21 protein-coding genes are annotated in these 22,299 nt (G+C 75.7%); 5 read left to right on the top strand and 16 right to left on the bottom strand.

Features of this window, described 5'->3' with window-relative positions:
- Positions 1 to 65: 65 nt before the first annotated feature.
- A complete protein-coding gene (locus tag N555_RS0116215; RefSeq protein ID WP_029432547.1) occupies positions 66 to 923 on the bottom strand; it encodes a pseudouridine synthase in 858 nt (285 codons plus the stop codon).
- Between the two features lie 61 nt (positions 924 to 984).
- On the opposite strand from N555_RS0116215, the gene N555_RS0116220 reads away from it, so the two are divergent.
- A complete protein-coding gene (locus tag N555_RS0116220) occupies positions 985 to 1,227 on the top strand; it encodes a hypothetical protein (protein WP_029432548.1) in 243 nt (80 codons plus the stop codon).
- 59 nt (positions 1,228 to 1,286) lie between these two features.
- Here N555_RS0116220 and scpB read toward each other — a convergent pair whose 3' ends face one another.
- From scpB to ald, 6 genes are all read right to left on the bottom strand, one after another.
- Positions 1,287 to 2,111, bottom strand: a complete 825-nt coding sequence (gene scpB / locus N555_RS0116225; RefSeq protein ID WP_029432549.1) for an SMC-Scp complex subunit ScpB — start codon at positions 2,109 to 2,111, stop codon at positions 1,287 to 1,289.
- Entirely contained in the window at positions 2,108 to 2,917 is an 810-nt protein-coding gene (locus N555_RS0116230) for a segregation and condensation protein A (RefSeq protein ID WP_034510846.1), read from the bottom strand. The genes scpB and N555_RS0116230 overlap by 4 nt, the downstream gene beginning before the upstream one ends.
- A 17-nt stretch (positions 2,918 to 2,934) precedes the next feature.
- Positions 2,935 to 3,444 carry a hypothetical protein gene (locus N555_RS0116235; protein WP_029432551.1) on the bottom strand — a complete coding sequence of 170 codons (510 nt, stop codon included), beginning with the start codon at positions 3,442 to 3,444 and terminating at the stop codon, positions 2,935 to 2,937.
- Positions 3,441 to 4,286, bottom strand: coding sequence for a ParA family protein (locus N555_RS0116240; protein ID WP_197029050.1), 846 nt, complete (start codon positions 4,284 to 4,286; stop codon positions 3,441 to 3,443). Before N555_RS0116240 ends, N555_RS0116235 begins: the two co-directional genes overlap by 4 nt.
- Before the next feature lie 274 nt (positions 4,287 to 4,560).
- Positions 4,561 to 5,529 carry a site-specific tyrosine recombinase XerD gene (locus N555_RS0116245; protein ID WP_231502858.1) on the bottom strand — a complete coding sequence of 323 codons (969 nt, stop codon included), beginning with the start codon at positions 5,527 to 5,529 and terminating at the stop codon, positions 4,561 to 4,563.
- Positions 5,526 to 6,641: an alanine dehydrogenase gene (ald, locus tag N555_RS0116250; RefSeq protein ID WP_029432553.1), complete on the bottom strand. Its 1,116-nt coding sequence runs from the start codon at positions 6,639 to 6,641 to the stop codon at positions 5,526 to 5,528. The genes N555_RS0116245 and ald overlap by 4 nt, the downstream gene beginning before the upstream one ends.
- Before the next feature lie 199 nt (positions 6,642 to 6,840).
- On the opposite strand from ald, the gene N555_RS0116255 reads away from it, so the two are divergent.
- Positions 6,841 to 7,482, top strand: coding sequence for a hypothetical protein (locus N555_RS0116255; RefSeq protein WP_029432554.1), 642 nt, complete (start codon positions 6,841 to 6,843; stop codon positions 7,480 to 7,482).
- On the opposite strand, the gene N555_RS0116260 is transcribed toward N555_RS0116255, so the two are convergent.
- The gene (locus N555_RS0116260; RefSeq protein WP_051684157.1) at positions 7,475 to 9,217 is read right to left on the bottom strand and encodes an alpha/beta hydrolase domain-containing protein; all 1,743 of its coding nucleotides are present in this window, start codon (positions 9,215 to 9,217) and stop codon (positions 7,475 to 7,477) included. The genes N555_RS0116255 and N555_RS0116260 overlap by 8 nt on opposite strands.
- A gap of 94 nt (positions 9,218 to 9,311) precedes the next feature.
- Between N555_RS0116260 and N555_RS0116265 the strand changes: the two genes are divergently transcribed.
- Positions 9,312 to 10,016, top strand: a complete 705-nt coding sequence (locus tag N555_RS0116265) for a hypothetical protein (RefSeq protein WP_156036390.1) — start codon at positions 9,312 to 9,314, stop codon at positions 10,014 to 10,016.
- Positions 10,017 to 10,034: 18 nt separating this feature from the next.
- Here N555_RS0116265 and N555_RS0116270 read toward each other — a convergent pair whose 3' ends face one another.
- The 8 genes from N555_RS0116270 to steA are packed head-to-tail and all read right to left on the bottom strand — an operon-like array spanning position 10,035 to position 20,520.
- Complete coding sequence (locus tag N555_RS0116270; protein WP_029432557.1) at positions 10,035 to 10,634, bottom strand: NUDIX domain-containing protein; 600 nt, start codon at positions 10,632 to 10,634, stop codon at positions 10,035 to 10,037.
- Positions 10,634 to 12,379, bottom strand: coding sequence for a CTP synthase (locus tag N555_RS0116275; RefSeq protein ID WP_051684138.1), 1,746 nt, complete (start codon positions 12,377 to 12,379; stop codon positions 10,634 to 10,636). Before N555_RS0116275 ends, N555_RS0116270 begins: the two co-directional genes overlap by 1 nt.
- The gene (locus tag N555_RS0116280; protein ID WP_029432559.1) at positions 12,354 to 14,777 is read right to left on the bottom strand and encodes a hypothetical protein; all 2,424 of its coding nucleotides are present in this window, start codon (positions 14,775 to 14,777) and stop codon (positions 12,354 to 12,356) included. Before N555_RS0116280 ends, N555_RS0116275 begins: the two co-directional genes overlap by 26 nt.
- The gene (locus N555_RS0116285; protein ID WP_029432560.1) at positions 14,774 to 15,910 is read right to left on the bottom strand and encodes a glycosyltransferase family 4 protein; all 1,137 of its coding nucleotides are present in this window, start codon (positions 15,908 to 15,910) and stop codon (positions 14,774 to 14,776) included. Before N555_RS0116285 ends, N555_RS0116280 begins: the two co-directional genes overlap by 4 nt.
- Positions 15,907 to 17,541 carry a murein biosynthesis integral membrane protein MurJ gene (gene murJ, locus N555_RS0116290; protein ID WP_029432561.1) on the bottom strand — a complete coding sequence of 545 codons (1,635 nt, stop codon included), beginning with the start codon at positions 17,539 to 17,541 and terminating at the stop codon, positions 15,907 to 15,909. The genes N555_RS0116285 and murJ overlap by 4 nt, the downstream gene beginning before the upstream one ends.
- A complete protein-coding gene (locus tag N555_RS0116295) occupies positions 17,538 to 18,389 on the bottom strand; it encodes a hypothetical protein (protein WP_029432562.1) in 852 nt (283 codons plus the stop codon). The genes murJ and N555_RS0116295 overlap by 4 nt, the downstream gene beginning before the upstream one ends.
- Positions 18,386 to 19,336: a copper transporter gene (locus N555_RS0116300; RefSeq protein ID WP_029432563.1), complete on the bottom strand. Its 951-nt coding sequence runs from the start codon at positions 19,334 to 19,336 to the stop codon at positions 18,386 to 18,388. Before N555_RS0116300 ends, N555_RS0116295 begins: the two co-directional genes overlap by 4 nt.
- Positions 19,333 to 20,520, bottom strand: coding sequence for a putative cytokinetic ring protein SteA (steA, locus tag N555_RS0116305; RefSeq protein ID WP_029432564.1), 1,188 nt, complete (start codon positions 20,518 to 20,520; stop codon positions 19,333 to 19,335). Before steA ends, N555_RS0116300 begins: the two co-directional genes overlap by 4 nt.
- Before the next feature lie 163 nt (positions 20,521 to 20,683).
- On the opposite strand from steA, the gene N555_RS26080 reads away from it, so the two are divergent.
- Positions 20,684 to 21,535: a TetR/AcrR family transcriptional regulator gene (locus N555_RS26080; protein WP_029432565.1), complete on the top strand. Its 852-nt coding sequence runs from the start codon at positions 20,684 to 20,686 to the stop codon at positions 21,533 to 21,535.
- A gap of 52 nt (positions 21,536 to 21,587) precedes the next feature.
- Entirely contained in the window at positions 21,588 to 22,298 is a 711-nt protein-coding gene (locus N555_RS0116315; RefSeq protein WP_029432566.1) for a hypothetical protein, read from the top strand.
- The last annotated feature ends 1 nt before the right edge of the window (position 22,299 follow it).

The raw sequence follows: 22,299 nt of genomic DNA on the forward strand, positions 1-22,299 counted from the left end.
ATCTCCCACGGCTCCCGCTCGTGGGCGCCCTGCTGAGTCTAGGTGCGCCGCGCGAGCGACTCCCGTCACAGACCGACGAGATCGTTCAGCTGGCCGACCTCGGCCCGGGTGAGCTTGCGGATCGAGCCCGACCGCATGCGCTCGAGCTTCACCGGGCCGATGGCCGTCCGGGTCAGCCGGGAGACCGGCAGCCCGACGTGCGCCAGCAGCCGCCGGACGATGTGCTTGCGCCCCTCGTGGAGCACGACCTCGACGACCGACTGCCCGGCGTGGGTGTCCACGACCTGGAACGCGTCGACCTTGACCTGCCCGTCCTCGAGCTCGACGCCCTGGCGCAGCCGCTTGAACATGTCACGCGGCACCGAGCCCGACACCTGCGCGAGGTAGGTCTTCTTCACCTCGTAGGAGGGGTGGGCCAGGCGGTGGGCCAGCTCGCCGTCGGTGGTGACGAGCAGCAGCCCCTCGGTGTCCTGGTCCAGCCGGCCGACGTGCACCAGGCCCGGCGCGAGGTCACCGACCATGTCGCCGATGGTCGGCCGGTTGCGGTCGTCGCTCATGGCGGTGATGACGCCGGAGGGCTTGTTGATCGCGTAGGTGACGCGGTCGTCGCGCAGCTCGAGGCGGACGCCGTCGACGGCGATGTGGTCGGTGCTCGGGTGCACCCGCATGCCCTGCACCTGGACGACGGCGCCGTTCACGCTGATCCGGCCCTCGTCGATCATGTCCTCGCAGACCCGGCGGGAGCCGACGCCGGCGCGGGCGAGCACCTTCTGCAGCCGCTCCCCCTCGGGGTGGCCCTCCTCGGGCTCCGGGGCGCGGTCGGACGGGTGCGCGGGGGCCAGCTCCATGTCCTCCGACCAGCCTGCTCCGCCCCCGGTCGTGGTGGTCTCGTCGGGGGTCTCGTCGGTCGGTGCGGTGTTCATCGCCGTCCAGTCTCCCACCGACCCCGCGGGTGGCCGACGGCCGTGCGGGAGGATCGGCCCCATGCGGATGGAGCAGGTGATGGGCCTGGTGCTCGCGGTCATGGGCGTCGGCCTGGTGCTGCTCTCCCGGCGCCTGGTGTGGGAGCACTCCCCCGACAACCCGGTCGCCCGCGAGCGGACCGGCACGGCGGGCGTCTGGTCCGACCGCGCCCGCAACTTCCACCTCTGGCGGGGGCGGATCGGTGGCGGGGTGTTCGTCGTCGTCGGCCTGCTGCTGGCGACCGGCGTCCTCCTGGGCGACTGAAGCGGGCAGAACTGCACTTCTGCACGGTGCATAAGTGCAGTTCTGCATCGGGGGCTCCGTCAGTGGGCGTCGGGGTGGTCCACCAGGAAGGACGCCGTCTCCGGCAGCAGCGGGCCGAGGTCCGGGAGGTCGGACAGGCTCGTGAGCCCGAGCCGCTCGAGGAACAGCGGCGTCGTCCCGTACAGCCCACCGCCGGAGTCGGGGTCGCTGCCGACCTCGTGCACCAGCCCGCGGCCCAGCAGCGTCCGCATGACCCCGTCCACGCCGACCCCGCGGATGGCCGCGATCCGCGATCGGGTCACCGGCTGGCGGTAGGCGATGACGGCGAGGGTCTCCAGCGCCGCCTGGGTGAGCCGGCTGCCGCGACCGTGGCCCAGATAGCGCTCGATGACCTCGGCGTGCTCGTCGCGGGTGTAGAGCCGCCACCCCTCCCCCACCCGGCGCAGCGTGATGCCGGCGCCGCGGCGGTCGTAGTCCCCGGCCAGCTCGCCGAGGGCACCGCGGGCACGACTCACCGACGAGCGCACCGAGGCCGCCAGGGTCTCCTCGTCGACCGGGCTGTCCAGCACGAACAGCAGTGCCTCCAGCCGCGCCCGCAGGGTCGCCGGGTCGAGGTCGTCCTCGACCTCGGGCTCCGGTTCGGGTTCCGGCTCGGGCGCGGGCAGCCCCGGCAGGGGCAGCTGGGGCTCGTCGACGGGCACCGGCGCCGGCTCGTCGGCGGGGGCCGGTGGACGCTCGGCCACGCGGGCGGCGAGCTCCGCGGCGACGGCGTCCCAGACGGCCGGGTCGTCGTCGCGGTCCTCGGCGGCCTCCCGGGTCGCGGCGAGCTCGGCGGCCAGCGCGTCCCACGAGATCGGCTGCCGGTCGTCGTCGCCCTCGGTCACGGGGTCTCCTCCTCGGTCGCGGGCCTGTCCTCGGGCGCCGGCTCGGTGCCGCCCGTCCACCGCACGTGCAGCTCGCCGAGTGGCGTGAGCTGGTCGAAGGACACCCGCTGCTGGCGGTAGAGCTCCAGCAGCGCGAGGAAGCGGGCGACCACCTCGAGGGTGTGCTCGCAGTCGGCGGTGAGCGCCCGGAAGCTGACCGTCCCGGCCGCCGCCAGCCGGTCCCGGACGAGCACCAGCTGCTCGGCCACGCTGACCGCCGGGGCGTGCAGGTGGGTCACGCTGACTGTCGGCGGCGCCTGCGGCGTGAGGACCCGGGTGGCCAGCGCCGCGAACTGCTCGGGGGTGATCCCCAGCAGCACCTCCGGCACCTGCTCGGTGAAGGCCGGGTCCGGCCCGGCGTCGCGGCCGTAGCGCAGGACGGCGCCGGCCTCGCGTTCCCGCAGGAACGCGGCCGCCTCCTTGTAGGCGCGGTACTGGAGCAGCCGGGCGAAGAGCAGGTCGCGGGCCTCGAGGAGCTCGAGGTCGTCCTCGTCCTCCACGTCGGCGGCCGGGAGCAGCCGGGCGGCCTTGAGGTCCAGCAGGGTGGCCGCGACGACGAGGAACTCACTGGCCTGGTCCAGGTCCAGCTCGTCGCCGAGGGCCCGCAGGTGGGCGATGAACTCGTCGGTGACCTGCGAGAGCGCGATCTCGGTGACGTCGAGCTTGTGCTTGCCGATCAGCTGCAGGAGCAGGTCGAACGGGCCCTCGAAGTTGGTCAGCCGGACGGTGAACCGCGGTGCCGCGGCGACCTCCGGCGTCCCCTCCACGCCGACGAGCCTAGGGCTCAGCGGCCCTTCAGCCGGCGGACCAGGACCGAGTCCTCGCCGGACTCGGCGAGATCGGCCAGGAGCACGTTGATGGCCTCGCGGACGATCCGGCCGCGGTCGGCGGCCACGCCGTGCTGTCCGCGCAGCGTCAGCCGGGCGCTCTCCAGCGCGAGCAGCTCGTCGGCGGAGATGTAGACGGTGATCTTCTCGTCGTGCTTGGTGCGCTCGGCGCGCACAGCCTTGCCGCGGGTCCGGGGCGGCTGCGGGGCGAGCGTCTGGGCGTGTGCGGACGCCGTCCGGAAGGCGGCCAGCGGGTCGGCCTCGGCACCGGCCGGCACGAGGGTCAGCCCGGGCATGGACTCCTCGACGCCGGGCACCTCGGCGGTGCGCCGCGGGTTGGCGGCACGCAGCGCCGGGGAGCTCGTGGTCGCCGCGACGCTGGGGAGCTCGGTGACCTCGGGCTGGGCCGGGGTGTCGGTGCGGCGGAACAGCTCCGAGGCACCGGGGAGGACGGGACGTCGCGTCACAGCGCGATGACCTCCTTCGCCAGGTCGCGGAACGCCGCGGCACCGGAGGAGGTCGGCGCCCAGGTGGTGATCGGCTGACCGGCCACCGTCGTCTCGGGGAAGCGCACCGTGCGGTGGATGACGGTCTGGAACACCGTGTCGCCGAAGGCCTCGACGACGCGGCTGAACACCTCGCGGCAGTGCACCGTGCGGGTGTCGTACATCGTGGCGAGGATCCCGGAGATCTCCAGGTCGGGGTTCAGCCGCTCCTTGACCTTCTCGATCGTGTCGACCAGCAGGGCCACCCCGCGCAGCGAGAAGAACTCGCACTCCAGCGGGATGATCACGCCCGAGGCGGCGGTGAGCGCGTTGACCGTCAGCAGGCCGAGCGAGGGCTGGCAGTCGATGAGGATGTAGTCGTACTCGTCGCGGACGTCGGCCAGCACGCGCAGCAGCGTCTGCTCGCGGGCGACCTCGCTGACCAGCTGCACCTCGGCGGCGGAGAGGTCGATGTTGCTGGGCACGAGGTCCAGGCCGGGGATGTCGGTGGGCACCCGGACGTCGGCCAGCGTGGTCCGCCGCTCCATGAGCGCGTTGTAGATCGTGCGGTCCAGGTTCTGCGCCGGCACGCCGAGCCCCACCGAGAGCGCGCCCTGCGGGTCCAGGTCGACCAGCAGCACCTTGCGGCCCTGCTCGACCAGCGCGGCACCCAGGTTGATGGTGGACGTCGTCTTGCCGACGCCGCCCTTCTGGTTGCACATCGCGATGACCTGCGCGGGCCCGTGCTGGGTCAGCGGCTTCGGCTCGGGCAGCGGCCGCTGCCGGGCGCGGGCCGGGTCCTGCTTCGAGGCGGACCCGCCCATCTCGGGCTCGGTGTCGCGCGGGCGCGCGACGACAGGAGCCGCATCCCCTCGGATCGCCATGGTCGTGTCGCCTCCAGCTCCGGCCCGTCCGGCGCGTTGCGCGCCGGTTGCGGTCTTCCCCACCGCTCGGGTCCTCACGACCGTAGGGAGCAGGCAGCCCGTTGCCGAGGAGGCACGCCGTGTCGCGACCGCGCATGTCGCGATCTGCCAACCCACGAGCAACATCTCGCGCAGGCGGCTGGCACCATCTGCCCGATGGGCGGGCCACCAACTGTCAGGTCAACGCCCTCGGGTGGCTGGTCGCGTACACCTCGCGCAGCCGGTCGACGGTCACCAGCGTGTACACCTGTGTCGTCGTGACCGAGGCGTGCCCGAGCAGCTCCTGCACGACGCGGACGTCGGCGCCGCCGTCGAGCAGGTGGGTGGCGAAGCTGTGCCGCAGGGTGTGCGGCGAGACGTCGGCGACGGAGATCCCGGCCGCGTCCCCCACCCGCTCGGCCGCCGCGCGCAGGATCGACCAGGCGCTCTGCCGGGAGAGCGGGCCGCCGCGGGCGTTGAGGAACAGCGCGCCCGCGCGGCCCTTCGAGGTGCCGGCCGCGGCCAGCGCCGGACGGGCCCGCACCAGGTAGTCCTCCACGGCCCGCAGCGCATAGCTGCCGACCGGCACGACCCGCTGCTTGCCGCCCTTGCCCGACAGCCGGACCGCCGCCTGCCCCTGGTCCAGGTCGTCGACGCTCAGCCCGACGGCCTCGGAGATGCGCGCGCCGGTGCCGTAGAGCAGTTCCAGCAGCGCCCGGTCGCGCAGGCCGCGCGGGCCCTCCAGCGCGCCGGCGGCCTCGATGAGCGCCACCACCGACTCGACCGGCAGCGCCTTGGGCAGCCGCCGGGCCGGTGCGGGCGGGCGGACCTCGTGCGCCACGTCGTCGGGCACCAGGCCGTCGAGGAGGGCGAAGCGGTGCAGCCCGCGGACGGCGACGACGGCGCGGGCGGCGGAGGTGGCCGACAGCGGCGGGTGCTCGTCGTCGCCCCGCCGGAGCGCGGCGAGGAAGGCGGCGACGTCGGACTCGGCGACCTCGCGCAGCCCCTGGACCCCGGCCGCGGCGAGGAAGTCGGTGTAGCGGCGCAGGTCGCGGCGGTAGGAGGTGATGGTGTTGGCCGCCAGGCCGCGCTCGACGGTGAGGTGGTCGAGGTACCCGGTGACGGTCTTCGCGACGTCGGGCCCGGCGCTCAGCGTGCTGGTCAGGTGAGCACCTCCTCCAGGGCGACGGCGGTCAGGCCGTGCGCGTCGGCGACCTCCGGCAGGACCGCCTGCCCGGCCGCCACGTTGACGCCGTGCGCCAGCGCCCGGTCGGCCCGCACCGCCGCCGTCGTGCCCTCGCCGGCCAGCTTCATGACGTAGGGCAGCGTGACGTTGGTCAGCGCGTGGGTCGAGGTGTTGGGCACCGCGCCCGGCATGTTCGCCACGCAGTAGAACACCGACCCGTGCACGCGGTAGGTGGGCGCGTCGTGTGTCGTGGGACGGGTTCCCTCGAAGCAGCCGCCCTGGTCGACGGCGATGTCGACCAGCACCGACCCGGGCTTCATCCGGGCGACGACGTCGTCGCTCACCAGCTTCGGCGCCCGCGCCCCGGGCACCAGGACCGCGCCGATGACGAGGTCGGCGTCGAGCACCGCCCGCTCCACCTCGTAGGCGTTGGAGGTCACGGTCTGCAGGTGGCCCTGGTAGATCCGGTCGGCGGCACGGAGCTTGTCCACGTCGCGGTCCAGCACGATGACCTCGGCCTGCATCCCCAGCGCGATGGCGACGGCGTTCATCCCCGAGACCCCGGCCCCGAGGACGACGACCTTGGCCGCGTACACCCCCGGCGCCCCGCCGAGCAGCACCCCGCGCCCGCCGTGCCCCTTCTCCAGCGCGGTGGCGCCCACCTGCGGTGCCATCCGGCCGGCCACCTCCGACATCGGCGCCAGCAGCGGCAGCGCGCCGTCCGGGGTCTGCACCGTCTCGTAGGCGATCGCCGTGGTCCCGGAGGCGACCAGGGCGTCGGTGCACTCCCGCGACGCCGCCAGGTGCAGGTAGGTGAACAGCGTCTGCCCGGCCCGCAGCCGCCCGTACTCCTCGGCGACCGGCTCCTTGACCTTGAGCAGCAGGTCGGCGTCGGCCCACACGTCGTCGGCTGCCCCGACGATCCGCGCGCCGGCGGCTCCCATGTCGTCGTCCGGGATGGAGGAGCCCTCCCCCGCCCCCTTCTCGACGAGCACCTCGTGACCGGCCCGGGTCAGCTCGTGCACCCCGGCGGGGGTCAGGGCGACCCGGTACTCGTGGTTCTTGATCTCGCGTGGCACCCCGACGCGCATGGTCCGCTCCCGCTCCGGCCCGGCCCCGAGGTCGTCGAGGCAGCTGCCTGGTCCCGGCGCCCCGGTCGGAGGCGCTCGGCGTGAACTCTAGGAGCGGCACCCGCCGCCGGCCGGTCGTCGTTCGCACTGCCGGGCGGGAGCCGAGCACCGACCATTGCCTCCAGGCGCGGCCGGCGCGCCGACACGGGGAGGACCACCGATGCAGCTGTACGCCCGACGGCCCGACAAGCGGCTGACCCAGGTCCTCGCCGACCTCGGCATGCTCGCGTGGGTCGTGCTGTGGGTCGCCGTGGCGCGGGTGGTGCACGGCGCGGTGCTGCTGCTGGCCGAGCCCGGGGAGGCGGTGGAGTCCCTCGGCGCCTCCGTCGCCGACAGCATGGGCTCGGCCGCCGACGTCGCCGACGGCGTCCCCGTGGTCGGTGACGAGCTCGCCGTCCCCTTCGACGCGCTCGGCTCGGCCGGGGACTCGGTGAACGGCGCGGGTCAGTCGGCGCAGGACGCGGTCGGCACGCTGGCGTTCTGGCTGGCCGTCGTCCTCGTCGTCCTGCCCGTGGGCTGGCTGCTGCTGCGCTGGCTGCCGTGGCGGCTGGCCTGGACGCGGGAGGCCTCGGCGGCCGCTCGGATCATGGCCGCGCCCGACCCCGACCTGGAGCTGCTCGCCGCCCGGGCTGTGGCCACGGCGCCGCTCCCCCGGCTGGCCGCGCTCGCCCCGGGCACCGGTGCGGCCTGGCGGGCCGGCGACCCCGCGGCCATCCGCGCCCTGGCGGCGCTGGAGGCCGACCGGCTCGGCCTGCGGCTGCCCGTGGCGGCCGGCGCCGGCGCGACGGCGCCGCCTACCTGAGCGACTGCGCGAGCGCCTCCGCCACGGTGCACTCCACGTCCTCGGGCAGCAGCAGACCGTCGGCGACCAGGTTCCCCGCCGCGGCCCGGGCGGCGGCCTCCACCGCGGCCTCGCCCGGCACCGGCCGGCCCGACTGCCGGGGCAGCCGGCTGCCGACGAACTCGTAGAGCACCGCCGGGAGCCCCGGCACCGGGCGCCGCGGGTTCCAGCCCGTGAACGCGGCCGCGGCGGACTGCACCGCGGGCAGCCGCACGCCGGCCCGCTCGTTGCCGTCGTCGTCGACGGCGCTGACGAGCGTGGTCAGCGGCTCGGCGTCGTGCAGCGCCCAGGCCGGCTGCGTCCCGTCGATGCGGGGCTGGCGGGGCAGCACGTCGGGATCGGGCAGGGCGGCCCGGGAGAAGCGGGCCAGCACCTCCTCCCGGGACACGGCCGTGCCGTCGGCCTGCCGCGGCACCCGGCTGGGCGGCGGCTGCACCCCGTCGCACACCCATGCCTCGAGGCGGAGGAACAGCGCCCGCAGCAGCGGGGTGGCGTCCAGCTCGTGCGGCGGGTTGGCCAGCGGGAGCTGCCCCTTGATCGGGATCCGGCCCAGGTGGTCGGTGCCGCTGAGCAGGTACGCGCGGGTGTCGGGGTCCTCCGGGAGGTCCGCGCCGGTGTCCGGGTCCTGGGAGACCAGGCCGGCGTCGCCGCGCCAGTACTCGCTGGCGCTGTTGGTGAGCACCAGCTTCGGCGTGGAGCCCGAGGCGCGGGTGCGGGCCAGCAGGGCCGCGCTGTCGTACGGCGGGCCGTACGCCGGGGTCATCGGGTGGGTCAGCGACGGCTGCCCGTAACGGTCGTTGAACTCCCCCCGGCGGGCACCGGCGATGTGGGCGAGCACGCCGTCGAGGACCTGGTCCCCGTCCTCGTCGGCGTTGCGGTCCTCGGCGAGGAACTGGCGCAGGAAGCGGCCGGACTGGCTGACCCCGTACCCGAACGCCGCCTCGTGTCCCCGGCGCAGGTGCGCCGCGACGTCCCGGAACGCGAGCAGCCCCGCGCCGCCGACCGGGGCGACGGTGCTGCGGTAGCGCAGCGTGTACCAGCGGAACGGCTGGAAGCCCCCGTCCAGTTCGACCGTGGTCGCGGTCGGGAACCGCCACTGCTCCCGGGGCACGACCACCTCCCCTCCGTGCGGCCGGTCCCGGACGGTCAGGACGGCGCCGGGGTCCTCGACGTCGGCGGTCGGGATGTCGGTGAACGCGCCCAGGAGCGTGCTGTCCCCGAGCGGCCGGGCGGCCTGCACCGTGTCGGGGCGGAACTCGATCCGCAGCTCCCCCGGCTCGACCTCGGCGGCGGGCACCCGCAGGCCCAGCCGGCCCGCACCGGTCACGTCCCACTGCCAGCCGATCCAGGCGACGGTCCAGCCCCGGCGGAGCAGGAACGCGTCCCCGGCGTCCGGCTCGTCGCCGAGCATCCGCATCGGGTCGCCGTCCAGGCTGAACGGCACGCCCATCACCATGCCGCGGTTGGGCACCACGACGAGCAGCCGGCCGTTGCCGCCGTCCCGCGGCCGCAGCAGCCGGACGTCGGACTCGGCGCGGACGAGACCGCCGGCGTCCCGCGGCGCGAGGTCGAGGTCCACCACGCCGGCGTTCGCCGGGTGCCCGGGGTCGAAGCCCAGGGAGGCGACCGCCCGCACGTACTCGTAGCCGGGGTGCGGCCCCTCGATCGTCTCGGTGACCTCCAGGCGCTCCAGCACGTCGGCACCGTAGACCCGGGCGCACCCCGCCTCCCGACTCGGCTCAAGTCGGGCACCGCGCGCGCCGATGGTCTGCGCGAGACCGGAGGTGGGGATGGGACAGGCGGGACGCCGGCCGAGCCGACGACGCACGCGGTCGCGCCGTCGCGGGCACCCGATCGCCTCCGGCGCCGGCACCGTGGCCGCCGCGGTCGCGGTCGGGCTGGTCGTCTTCGGCGCGCCGGCCACGGAGCTCGCCGCCCAGGTGGCCGCGTCGTGGGCGCCGTTCCGCGATGCCGGGACGACGATCGACCGGGTCCCGCAGGTGCCGCAGGTCGTCGCGGCGACCGGCTTCGACGTCCCCGAGCCGGCGATCAGCGCGCCGAACGTGGCGGTCCCGGTCCCCCGCGACATCGACATCCAGTTCGTGCCGCCGACCGTGCCCCGCGGGGTCATCCCCACCTACACCCCGCCCGAGGCGACCTGCGGCGGGTACAGCGCCCCGCGGCGGATCGTGCCGGCCATCGCCCCCGGGGTCGGCTCGGCCACCCTGAGCTGGATGGCCGACAGCGACAACGACGTCGTGACCGGCTACCGGGTGCAGGCGGTCAGCCAGCAGCTGGTGGCAGGCCCGCAGCCCGCGCCGCCGCAGCAGCTGGTCGGCCAGCGCGACGACTGCGGTGAGGTCGGCACCACGATGACCGGCCTGACCTCCGGCGCCTACTACGTCTTCTGGCTCGAGGAGCAGGTCTGGGACGAGGACACCCAGCTCCAGGAGTTCGTCCAGGTGGGCAGCTCGTCCCCCGTCCTGATCCCCTGACCCGCGTGGCGGCCGGGTCTAGGAGGCGTCGACCGGGCGGAGCTCGACGCCGCCGGCGCGGTACCGGGAGGCGGCCAGCAGCCCGATGACCGCGGCGGGGTTGACGATGCCGCCGGCGAACACGCGGGCCACCGCCTCCTCCAGCGGCACCCGGTCGATCGTCATGTCCAGCTCCTCGTGCTCGACGGTGAACCCCTCCGGGAGGTCCACCGCCGACAGGCCCTCGGCGAGGTAGATCAGCACCTGCTCGTCGCAGAAGCCGGGGCTGCTGAAGTACGTGGTCAGGAACGACCAGCGCTCGGCGGCCAGCTGCACCTCTTCGGCCAGCTCCCGCTTCGCCGTCTCCAGCGGCGGCTCGCCCTCGGCGTCGCGCAGGCCCGCCGGGAGCTCCCACAGGTAGCCGCCGACCGGGTGCCGGTACTGCCGCAGCAGGACGACGGAGCCGGAGTCGTCGATCGCGACCACGGCGACCGCGCCGGGGTGGTGGACCACCTCGCGGACGCTGTCGCCGCCCCCCGGCATGGCCACGGTGTCGACGTCCAGGGTGATCACCCGGCCCTCGTGCACGCGGTGGCTGGAGATCAGCTGGTAGTCCCCGTCGGCCGCCGGCTCGCTCATCAGATGCCGACCTTCTCCGCCTCGTCCAGCGGCACGGGCAGCCGCGCGGACTCCTGGAAGTCGATGGCCGCCTGCACGAAGCCGGCGAACAGCGGGTGCGGGCGGGTGGGGCGGCTCTTCAGCTCCGGGTGCGCCTGGGTGCCGACGAAGAACGGGTGCGCGTCCCGCGGGAGCTCGACGAACTCGACCAGGAGCCCGTCCGGCGAGGTGCCGGAGAAGACCAGCCCGGCCTCGGTCAGCCGGTCGCGGTAGGCGTTGGCCACCTCGTAGCGGTGCCGGTGCCGTTCGGTGATCTCGGTGCTGCCGTAGGCGGCGGCCACGACCGAGCCCTTCTGCAGCGCGGCCGGGTAGCTGCCCAGCCGCATGGTGCCGCCCATGTCGCGCTCACCGGCGACGACGTCGACCTGGCTGGCCATGGTCGCGATGACCGCGTCGGGCGTCTCCGGGTCGAACTCCGCCGAGTTGGCCTCGGGCAGGCCGGCGACGTCGCGGGCGTACTCGATGACCATGCACTGCAGGCCGAGGCACAGCCCCAGGGTGGGGATCCCGTTGACCCGCGTGTGCCGGATCGCGCCGAGCTTGCCCTCGATCCCGCGGACGCCGAAGCCGCCGGGGATGCACACGCCGTCGACACCGGCCAGCGCCTTCTCCGCGCCCTCGGGGGTCTGGCAGTCGTCCGACGGCACCCAGCGGAGCTTCACCCGGCTGCGGTGGGCGAAGCCGCCGGCGCGCAGGGCCTCGCTGACCGACAGGTAGGCGTCGGGCAGGTCGATGTACTTGCCGACGAGGGCGATCTCCACCGTCTGCTTGGGCGAGTGCACCCGGTCGAGCAGGTCGCCCCAGACGGTCCAGTCGACGTCGCGGAAGGGCAGGCCCAGCCGGCGGACGACGTAGGCGTCGAGGCCCTCGCGGTGCAGCACCCGCGGGATGTCGTAGATCGACGGCGCGTCGGGGCAGGAGATGACGCCCTCGGAGTCGACGTCGCACATCAGGCTGATCTTGCGCTTGAGCCCCTCGGTGATGTCCCGGTCGGAGCGGCAGACCAGCGCGTCGGGCTGGATGCCGATGCTGCGCAGCGCGGCGACCGAGTGCTGGGTCGGCTTGGTCTTCAGCTCGCCGGACGGCGCGATGTAGGGGATCAGCGATATGTGCAGGAAGAAGCAGTTGTCCCGGCCGATCTCGTGCCGCACCTGGCGGGCGGCCTCGAGGAAGGGCAGCGACTCGATGTCGCCGACCGTGCCGCCGATCTCGGTGATGACCACGTCGACCCGCTCCGAGCTCTCGGCGCCGGCCATGATCCGCGCCTTGATCTCGTTGGTGATGTGCGGGATGACCTGCACGGTGTCACCGAGGTACTCCCCGCGCCGCTCCTTGGCGATCACGTCCGAGTACACCTGGCCGGTCGTGACGTTGGCCCGGCCGGAGAGGTCGATGTCGAGGAAGCGCTCGTAGTGGCCGACGTCGAGGTCGGTCTCCGCGCCGTCCTCGGTGACGAACACCTCGCCGTGCTGGAACGGGTTCATCGTCCCGGGATCGACGTTGAGGTAGGGGTCCAGCTTCTGCATCGTGACCCGCAGGCCACGGCTGGACAGCAGGGCACCCAGCGAACTCGCTGTCAGGCCCTTGCCGAGAGAGGAGACAACCCCGCCGGTGACGAAGACGAACTTCGTCGGCTGGGAGTTGTGGAGGAGGCTCCGGGATGCGAGAGATCCGGACTGATCAAGCGTTCCTGAGGGTCGACCCACGGGAGACCACCGTAACAGCTCCGGCGCCGTCGTCCCCCTCGGAGGCGGGGGTGCCGTCGGCCACGTCGGACCGCAGCGCGGTGCGGTCGCGCGGGCCGCAGGCCAGCCACACCAGCAGCGGGACCAGCAGGGTCGCCGCCGTGCCGGGCACCGCGACGCCGGAGTCGTTGACGAGCGCGCCCAGGGTGAGGCTGAGCGCAGCCGACAGCAGGGCGGCGCGGACGACGGCGGCGTCGGCGGGCCGCAGCCGTGCGGTGCCGGCCGCCGTCGGCTGCTCCGCCGCGCCGGTGCGGAGCGTGCGCAGCAGTCCCCCGGGCCGGACCAGCCACACCGCGGCGACCACCGCCACGGGCAGCATCCAGGCCAGCGGGCTGCGGGTGAGGATGTCGAGGTTGGCCTGCCCCTTGCGGCTGATCACCGTCCAGGCCTCGCCGGTGAGCACCTGCTCGACGAACCGGCCCAGGTGGGTGCGCTCGGCCGCCGGCCGCAGCCAGTCGAGCACCGCCACCGTGCCGACGGCCAGCACCGCGAGGCCCAGGATCGCGCCGAGCCGGACCACGGTCACCCGCGTGCGGGTGAGCAGCATCGCCAGCAGCAGGAAGCCGGGCAGCGCGGCGAGCACGCCGCCGAAGTCCCGGCCCAGCGGCGGCGCCCCGACCACCCCGACGACGACCACGCCGGCCGCCAGCACGGTGAGCGCGACCGCCCGCCGGCGGCGCTCCGGGCGGGTGCGGCGGCCGACGATCGTGGCCAGCCCCGCCGTGATCAGCAGCGCCGACACCGACAGCAGGCCGAAGCTGAGGTTGCCGTAGCCGGTGAACCGCCCGGCGACGATCGGGTCGTACCCCAGGGGCGCCATCAGCTCCAGGTTCGAGCCGGTGACGACGTCCCCGACCAGCGTGGCGAGGGTGACCGCGGCGACGACCGCACCGGGACCGAACCGGCGCCGCCGCCACGGCCCGAGCAGCGCCACGGCGGTGACGACGGCCCCGGCGGCGAGCACCGACCCGACGAGCGCGAGCAGCGGCGAGCCGGCGCGCTCCCAGGGCACCAGACCGCTGAGGTAGGTCGCGACCGGCAGCGCGGATGCGGCGAGGGCGAGGACGCGTAGCGGGCCGGACAGCCGCGCGCCGGCCCCGCCCGACCATGGCAGCCGGCCGGCCCACCGGGGGCGCAGCCCGGCACCCAGCACCGCGATCCCCGCGGCGACCACGACCGCGGAGACGCCGACGAGCGACCAGAACCAGAAGACCGTGTGCCGGTGGTGCACCGTCGCGGCGGTGTTCTCGCGGACGAGGGTCTGCACCGCCTCCGGCAGGGCGGGCCGCTCGCCGGAGACGGTCATCGGCTGCCCGTTGAACGACGACGGCGACGGCTCCCCCAGCGCCCGCAGAGCCGTCGGCGCGACGTCGATGAGCTGCGCGTAGGGCTCGCGTCCGGTGCTGGCGGAGGTGAGCCAGCCGGAGTTCCCGAAGCCCGGGCCCAGGGCCATCCCCACGTGCAGCTGCGGACGGCCGCCGTTGACCTCGGAGACGCCCTGCAGGAGCAGCAGCGTCTCCCCCGGCAGCGCGTCGACGGCGCCGCGCAGCCGGCCGACCGCCTCGTCGATGCGGGCGAGCGCCGCGGCCCGCGGTCCCGGCTCCGTGCCGTCGTCCGTGCGGTCGACGCCGGGGCGGCCGGCGGTCAGCAGGGCGTCCAGCGAGACCAGCGACAGCGGGCAGCCCGACAGCAGCGCGCCGACGCCGCCGGGGTCGGTGGGCAGCACCTGGGCAGTGGTCAGGGCGACTCCGGGCGCCGCCACCGCGACCGCCGGGGCGCCGCCCACGACGGTGGCGCAGCCGACGGCCTCCCCCAGCGCGGCCGGTTCGGCGCCGAAGCGGGCGGTGCCGGCGTCCTCGGCGGTGCGGCGCACGGTCGCGAGCGGGTCGTCGAGGCCGACGGTGACCAGCCGCTCCTGCAGCCCGCAGTAGGTGAGCGACGTGTCGAACGCCGGCTCCTGCCCGGCCGGCGGGGTCGTGGGGGCAGCCGGGTCGGCGGGGTCCTCGGGGATCGGCACGGTGGGCAGCGGGACGGGCGGCAGACCGTCGTCGGGACCGGGCACGCGCACCCGGTTCCCGGCGCCGATGGTCGCCCAGCCATCGAGCACGCAGGTGGTCGCGCGGGCCGCGCGCACCGACATCGACCCGATCGCGGCGTCGTCGGCCAGCGCCCAGAGCTGCGGGGTCTGCTCCGGCGTGACGTCCGCCCACGTCAGCCCCGGGACGCCGACCACCACGACCCGGTCGGCCCGGTAGGCGTCGTCCGGCGCCGCCGCTGCCGGGCCGGGTGCGCCCAGCAGGAGCGCGAGGAGCGTCAGCGCCGCGGCGAGCAGGCGCGAGGTCCGGAGGCGGGAGGTCACGCCGAGCCGTCCGGGGGCGGGCCCAGCAGCTCCCGGTACACCGCCACGAGGGTGCGGGCGGTCGCGGCCTCGTCGGGCCAGGTCCCGGCCTGCCGTTGCCCGGCCGCGGCCAGCTCGGCGGCCCGCGCCGGATCGGCCAGCACCCCGGTGACGGCGGCGGCGAGCGCCACGGCGTCGCCCACGGGCACCAGCTCGGCCGCGTCGCCCAGCAGTCCGGGCAGGCCGCCGGTGCGGGTGGCGACCAGCGGGGTGCCCGAGCGCAGCGCCTCCTGGGCGGTCAGCGACCGCGCCTCCCACCGCGACGGCAGCACGCACAGGTCGGCGGCGGCCAGCAGATCGGCGACGTCGTCGCGGCGGCCCAGCAGCACGACGGGCAGCCGCTCGGCGGTGATCCGGCCCTGCAACTCCTCCTGCAGCGGGCCGTCGCCGGCGACGACGACCAGCGGCGCGCCGTCCCCGGCCCACGAGCGGGCCGCGTCGAGCAGGACGTCGTAGCCCTTCTGCGGGTGCAACCGCCCCACAGCGACGACCAGCGGCCGCCCGTCGGCCAGGCCCAGCTCCGCGCGCACCTCGGCGCGGGTCCGGCCGGCCGGGAGCAGGGCGGGCGCGCTCACGGGGGCGAGCCGGACGTCGGTCGCCCCGAGCCGGCGGGCGTTCTCGGCGAGGTCCTCGGAGGCAGCCAGGACGACGTCCGCCCCCCGGATCGTGGCCCGCTCGGCCGCCGCGAGCACCCACCGCTTCGGCCCGCCGCCCTCGGGCAGGGCGTTGTGCAGCGTCAGGACCAGCGGCCGGCGCGGCCGGCCGGGGACGCGGAGCGCAGCCGCGGCGACCAGGCCGGCCCGCAGCCCGTGCGCGTGCACCAGGTCGGCGCCGGCCAGCGCGCGGCGCAGCTGCGCGACCGCGCGGACGTCGGCGGCCGGCGCGAGACCGGCGCTGATCCCGACCGGCGCGAACTCCGCTCCCCCGGCCCGGAACCCGAACAGCTCCTCGGTGGCGGCCGCACCGCAGACCAGGACCTCGGCCCCCGCGGCGACGATCGCCGGGACGACTCCGCGCACGTGGGTGCCCACACCGCCGGTGCTGGTGGCGAGGACCTCGGCCACCCGCCGTCCGGTCAGGGGCGCTGGGCTCACCGCGCACCTCCCGACATCTGGGCCGGCAGCGGGTCCGGTGCCCGCAGCGCGCGCACGGCCGCGGTGAGCGGTCGCCGCGCGGTGCCCATCATGACGGCCGCAGCGAGCACGAGCACGACCCCGCCCACGAGCACGCCCACCGCGACCGCCCCCAGGGCGCCGGTGTCGGGCACCGGGTCGGCGTCCAGCAGGCGGGCGACGGCCAGCCCGCCGCCCGCGCCCACGGCAGCCGCGAGGACGGCGGGGCCGCCGGTGCGCAACACCCCGGCCAGCGCCTCGCGTCCCGCGACCCGGGCGACGACCGCGAGCAGCGCGAACCCGGCGACGGTCACCCCGATCGTGTGCCCGAGCCCCAGTGCCAGCCCGCGGTCGGCGGGGTCCAGGACGCCCGAGAGGACGACGTCGCCGACGACGGCGAGCGTCCAGCCGCCGAGCACGCACACCGTCGGGGCCTTCCACAGTCCCTGCGCGTACAGCGCCCGCGTGAGGACGGCGACCAGCCCGTAACCGACCAGCCCGGGGGCGAACGCGACGATGGTGTCGCGCAGCGCGGCCACCCGGGCGTCGGGATCGTTGGTCAGGAAGACCCGGGCGATCGGGCCGGAGGCCGCGACGAGCAGCGCGGCGGCGAGGGCCGAGGCGACGGTCACCAGCGTGGTCACCGGAGCGAGGGCCCGGGCGAACCCGGCGCGGTCGTCCCGCTCCCCGCGCTCGGCCAGCCCGGGGTAGGCGGCGGTGGCCAGCGGGACCGCCAGCGCGGCCCACGGCACGAGGAACAGGGTGAGCCCCGCGGTGTAGACGACCTGCGTCCCCTCGGGGCCCGAGTCGGACAGCCGGATCGCGACGACGGCGACGAGCTGCTGGCCGGCGAGCGTGAGCACCCCGGCCAGCGCCAGCCGCGCCACCCGCGGCGCGACACCGACCGGGAAGCGGAGGCTGAGCGTCAGGCCGAGCTGCAGCCGCCGGACCGGGAGCAGCAGGCAGAGCGAGAGCGCGGCGACGCCGGCCGTCGTCCCGACGGCGAGCACCAGCTCGGCCGGCCGGTCCAGGTCCGCGACGCGGCGCCCGCCCCCCATGCCGGCGAACAGCAGGTAGGCGCCGGCCACGACGAGACTGGACAGCAGGGGGGCCAGCGCCGGTCCGGCGAACCGGCGGTGGGCCTGCAGCACGCCGGCCAGCACGATGCCGATCCCGTAGAGCACAACCTGAGGCGCGAACACGACCAGGAAGCGGGCGGCCAGGTCGGTCTCGGGGTCCGGGCTCCCGCCGAGCAGGAGGTCGGCGATCGGCTGGGCGAGCAGCGCCACGAGCGCGGCCAGCGGGACGAGGACCAGCAGCGTCCAGCCGAGCAGCGCCGAGGCGGTGCGGCGGACCTGGTCGCGGTCGCCGGCGGCGATCCCCCCGGCCAGCATCGGCACGACCAGGCTGGCCAGCGCGCCGCCGGCGACCACCTCGAACACGATGTTGGGCACGGTGTTGGCCGCGGTGTAGGTGTCGCCGGTGGTGCCGGCACCCACGGCGTTGGTGAAGACGACGGTCCGGCCGAAGCCGGCCAGCCGGGCGAGCACGGTGAGCACCGCGATGAGCGCGGCCGCGCCCGCGACGCCGCGGGCGGCCTGCCGGGAGGTCACGGGGCCCGGCGGCCGAGCCGGTCGAGCTCGCGCAGGCCGGGGGTCGCCTCGATCACCCGGGTGAAGCTCACCTTCTCGCTGGCGAGGGTGAGCGCGACGACCCCACCCAGCAGCGCCGTCCGCGCCGGCCGGGAGGGCAGGGCCGCCAGCCGCAGGCCGAGCAGGGCACCGACGGCGTTGGCGCCGCTGTCGCCGAGCATGACCCGCTCGCCGAGGTCGGCGGGCAGGACGGCGAGGGTGGCGCCCAGCGGGCCGGCCGACAGCGCGCCGGCCGGGCCGCGGAGCGTGCCGGCGGCCAGCGCCGCGGCGACCTTGCCGGCCCGGCCGGGCCGCAGGTCGAGCAGGTTCAGCAGGTTGGCGGTGCCCGCCACCAGACCGGTGGTGAGCACGCCGTCGGCCAGGGCGGTGCCCCCCGAGCTCCCCGGCCGGCGGGTGAGCACCGCGGCGGCGACCGCGGCGGCGCCGATGCCGGCGACCTTGACCGCGCCGGCGGAGACCCGGCCGGCGCGCAGGGCCCGCAGGTGACCGGCCAGCCCCTTGTCCCGGGCCTGCTCGGGGCGGGCGCCGGCGAGGTCGTCGTAGCCGCCGACCACGCCGGAGACGGTGCCGACCAGCGCGGCCGCGGCGGCCGTCCCGGGCGCGGCGCCGAGCGCGGCGGTGGTCGTCGCGGCCAGCGCGAGGGCCGGCCCGCCCAGCAGGGTCACCGGGCGGCCGGCGTAGTTGCTGCGCCGCCAGGGTGCCCCGGCCGGACGGGCGGTGAGCGCGGCGGCGGCGGCGAGCCCGGCCCGCGCCGCGAGGGCGCCGCCGGCCGCCAGGGCCAGGCGGTTGCCCGCCGGACCGCCGCTCACGGGGTCGAGGCGAGCACCGGGGGCACCGGCTGGGTGTCCTCGCCGGTGCCGTACTTGCCCGAGGTGCCCTCGCCCTCCTGGCTCAGCGCGAGCACGGTGCTGATCCGGCCGGCGGCGGACTCGACGTTGTCGACCGTCGACACGAGAGCGGAGACCTCCGGGTCCGCGCGGATGACGCCGACCAGCCCGTTCTCCCGCGCGGACGCGGCGTCCCCGGACACGACCGCACCCGAGCCGGCGGCGTCCAGGGCGGTGGCGAGCTCGACCTGGGTGGCCAGCCGCTCCTCCGCGTCGTCGCCCTCCTGCACCCCCGCGGTCAGCATGACGACGTACTGGGCGGGCTGGACCGACGGCGACTCCTGGGTCAGCACGTCGAGCGCGGAGAGGCCGGCCAGCACGGAGGAGAGCTCGGCGGAGTCCGGCGCCGGGAGGTCACCCGGCGGCACGACCAGCACCTGGGCCAGCACGGAGGCGACCAGTTCGCCGGTGTCGTCGGTCTCGGGGAGGGTGACCGACGTGGGCTTGCCGGGACCGGTCACGTAGCTCTGCAGCTCCGACTCCTTGGCCGGGTCGCTGTAGGCGTCGGTCAGCCGGATCGTGCCGGTGACGGTGCCGCCGGCCTGGTCGACGAGGAGGCTGACGGCCTCGACCGTGTCGTCCGGGACGTCCTCGCCGTCGACGACGATGACCACGGTGCTGCCGGCCAGGGTGCCCTCGACCAGGGCCGGGCCGACGGCCTCCTCGAACAGGTCACCGGTGTCCAGGCGCGCCTGGAGGGCCTGGGTGTTGTCCTCGAGGTTGCGCTTGTCCTCCTGCAGGCCGGTGACCTGGTCCTCGAGGTCGTCGAGCACCCGTCCGTTGAGCGCCGTCGTCCCGATGACGATGCCGAGCGCGATCGCCAGGAAGACGGCGACGAGAGAGACGATGTGGTACCGGAAGTCGATCACGAGAGGAGGTTCTCCAGCCAGAACATGTAGCCGTCCCACTTGTCGACGAGCAGGTCGAAGTAGATCTGCCCGGCCGTGGAGGCCGCGAGGGCCGCACCGATGGACACCAGCGCGGCCAGGACGAGGACGACGAGGGTCAGGGTCGAGATGCGGCTGCGGTACAGCCGGCTGACGCCCTTGGCGTCGACCAGCTTGCCGCCCAGCCGCAGGCGGGTGAGGAAGGTCGAGGCCATGCCGCCGCGGCCCTTGTCGAGGAACTCGACCAGGGTGGCGTGCGTGCCGACGGCGACGATGAGCGAGGCGCCCTTCTCGTCGGCCAGCAGCATCGCGATGTCCTCGCTGGTCGCCGAGGCGGGGAAGGTGATCGCGTCGACGCCGAGCTCCTGCACCCGCGCCAGGCCCGGGGCGCGACCGTCGGCGTAGGCGTGCACGACCACCTCGGCACCGCAGCGCAGGACGTCGTCGCTCACCGAGTCCATGTCGCCGATGATCATGTCGGGCGCGTGGCCGGCCTCGATCAGCGCGTCGGCGCCGCCGTCGACGCCGATGAGGACCGGGCGGTAGTCGCGGATGTAGGGCCGCAGCGCCTGCAGGTCCTCCTTGTAGTCGTACCCGCGGACGACGATGAGGACGTGCCGGCCGTCGATCTGGGTCGCCACGTCGGGGACGCCGACGCCGTCGAGCAGGAGCGCGCGCTCCCGCTTCATGTACTCCATGGTGTTGGCCGCGAACGCCTCGAGCTGGGTGGAGAGCCCCGCGCGGGCCTCGGCCATGGCGTCGGCGATGGTGTCCGGCGTCTGCACGGTGCCGGTGGCGACCGGGGTGCCGTCGGCCAGGTACAGCGTGTCGCCGTCGAGCCGGACGTCGGCGCCCTCCTTGAGGGCGGTGAACACGTCCTTGCCCACGCCGTCCAGCAGCGGGATGCCGGCCTCGGCGATGATCCCCGGGCCGAGGTTGGGATAGCGGCCGGAGATGCTGGGCGCGGCGTTGACGACGGCGGCGACCTTGCAGGAGACGAGCGAGTCGGCGCTGACGCGGTCGATGTCGACGTGGTCGATGACCGCGATGTCGCCGGGCCGGAGGCGCTTGGTGAGGTTCTTGGTGCGGCGGTCGAGCCGGGCAGTGCCGGGAACGCCTGACACCTGTTCCTGGCCCCGGCCCCGTCGCAAGGTGCCGATGCGCATGGGGCGATGCTGCCACGCAGCCCGGCGGGCGCATTCCTCCGACGCGCACCTGCGACCGCGCAGTCACGCACAGTGTCCGACACCACCGGGGCGCGACACGCAGGCCGCGGCCCACGCGACCGCCCCGCCGGGCGACCCGGGACCGCTGTCTAGCGTTGCCGGTGTGACTCCTGGGGCGCCTGCAGCGATCCGTCCGGCCGGCGACGACGAGGTGGTCGAGACGACGGGGCAGCCCGCGGTCCCGGCCCCTGGTGATCTCCCCGCCACGATCAGCTCACCTGATCCCGGCGCGTCCTCCCCCGCGGCGGACGGTGAGGGAGGACGCGCTCCCGACGGGGAGGAGCCCCCGGCCCGCGGACGACGGGGCCGTCGTACGGCCCTGCGCGGTCCGGGCCTGCGCGAGCGGCGGCGCCAGCAGACCCGCGCCACGATCATGGACGTCGCCGCGGAGCTGTTCGCCGAGCGCGGCTTCGACGCGGTCAGCGTGGTGGAGATCGCCCAGCGGGCCGGCGTGGTGGAGAAGACGGTCTTCAACCACTTTCCGGTCAAGGAGGGCCTGGTCTTCGAGGCCGACCCGCCGGTGCGGGCGGCGCTGCTGGACGCGGTGCGCCACCGGCCGGCCGGGGAGTCCGTCGCCGCCGCGGCAGGCAGCTTCATCGTCGCGGCGATGAGCGGCCTGGGGTCGGCGGAGGCGGCCAGCGGCGTCGCCGAGATGGCCGCGGTGATCCGGGGCAGCCGCACCCTGCAGGTGCGCGAGCGGGAGATCCTCGGTGAGCTCACGACGGCGCTGGCCGGCCTGATCGCCGAGGAGACCTCCGCGGCGCCGGGTGCCCTCGAGCCGTGGCTGTCCGCGCACGCGGTGCTCGGCCTCTACGCCGGGTTGCTGGAGCTGGCCCGCGACCGGGTCCTGGCCGGCGTCACCGGCCCGGCGCTGACCGCGGAGCTGCTGGCCGCCGGCGAGCGTGGGCTGGCGCTGCTGCAGTTCGGGCTCGCGGGGTACGCCAAGCGCCGCTGATCACCGGAACGGGTGGGTTCCGTTCAGCCGCCGGGTCTGCCACGGTGTCCCGGTGCCGCGCCGTCGTCCCGTCGTCCTGACCTGCGCGGCGCTCGCCGTCCTGAGCTCGGCCGGCTGCGGCTGGCCGTTCGTCATGGACGACGCCGCGGACCCACCGGTCCCGGCCCCGGCCACGGCACCCGCGCCCGTGTCGGAGGTGGCGCCGGCCCCGCCCGCGCCGGTCGACGTCGCCCGGGCCGTCCTCGCCGACCGCGCGGACGGCACCGACATCTCCGGCACGCTGGGGGTGGCCCGCCTGGGGCCCGAGCCGGCGCCGCCGCCGATGAGCGGGTGGTTCCCGCTGGACTGCGACCTGCCCCGGGAGGGCCCTGCCTCGACGACGACGGTCGACGTGCGCTTCACCAACACGTCCCGGGGGGCGATGGCGTCGGCGGTGGTGGTGGACGTGGAGCTGCTCGGCCCCGGCGGGGGTCCACCGCCCGCGGGTGCTGCGGTGTTCGTCTCGTCGTCGGCGCCCGACGAGCGCTGGTGCCAGGACGGCACGACGACCCCGACGGCGGACCGGCTGGTGGCCGGCGTCGGTGGGAACACGACGGTGCCGGTCTACGTGGTCAGCCGCGACGGTGCGCCGCTGACCGGCGTGGTCCTGCGGATCTCCGGGTTCGAGAAGGCGCCGGACACCACGGGGCCGTGGGCCCAGGTCACCGCCGTCTCGGGCGGCTGCCCCGGGGAGTCGGCGGCGCTGTGCGTGCCGCTCGCCTGAC

The organism is Blastococcus sp. URHD0036, from assembly GCF_000701365.1.
GTDB lineage: Bacteria > Actinomycetota > Actinomycetes > Mycobacteriales > Geodermatophilaceae > Trujillonella.

What these genes read in the sequence shown, in the direction of transcription:
- ald (WP_029432553.1), bottom strand. Translation starts at nt 6,641, where the DNA reads ATGCGCGTCGGGGTGCCACGCGAGATCAAGAACCACGAGTACCGGGTC.
- N555_RS0116220 (WP_029432548.1), top strand. Translation starts at nt 985, where the DNA reads ATGCGGATGGAGCAGGTGATGGGCCTGGTGCTCGCGGTCATGGGCGTC.
- N555_RS0116265 (WP_156036390.1), top strand. Translation starts at nt 9,312, where the DNA reads ATGGGACAGGCGGGACGCCGGCCGAGCCGACGACGCACGCGGTCGCGC.
- N555_RS0116240 (WP_197029050.1), bottom strand. Translation starts at nt 4,286, where the DNA reads ATGGGCGGGTCCGCCTCGAAGCAGGACCCGGCCCGCGCCCGGCAGCGG.
- N555_RS0116255 (WP_029432554.1), top strand. Translation starts at nt 6,841, where the DNA reads ATGCAGCTGTACGCCCGACGGCCCGACAAGCGGCTGACCCAGGTCCTC.
- N555_RS0116215 (WP_029432547.1), bottom strand. Translation starts at nt 923, where the DNA reads ATGAACACCGCACCGACCGACGAGACCCCCGACGAGACCACCACGACC.
- N555_RS0116270 (WP_029432557.1), bottom strand. Translation starts at nt 10,634, where the DNA reads ATGAGCGAGCCGGCGGCCGACGGGGACTACCAGCTGATCTCCAGCCAC.
- steA (WP_029432564.1), bottom strand. Translation starts at nt 20,520, where the DNA reads ATGCGCATCGGCACCTTGCGACGGGGCCGGGGCCAGGAACAGGTGTCA.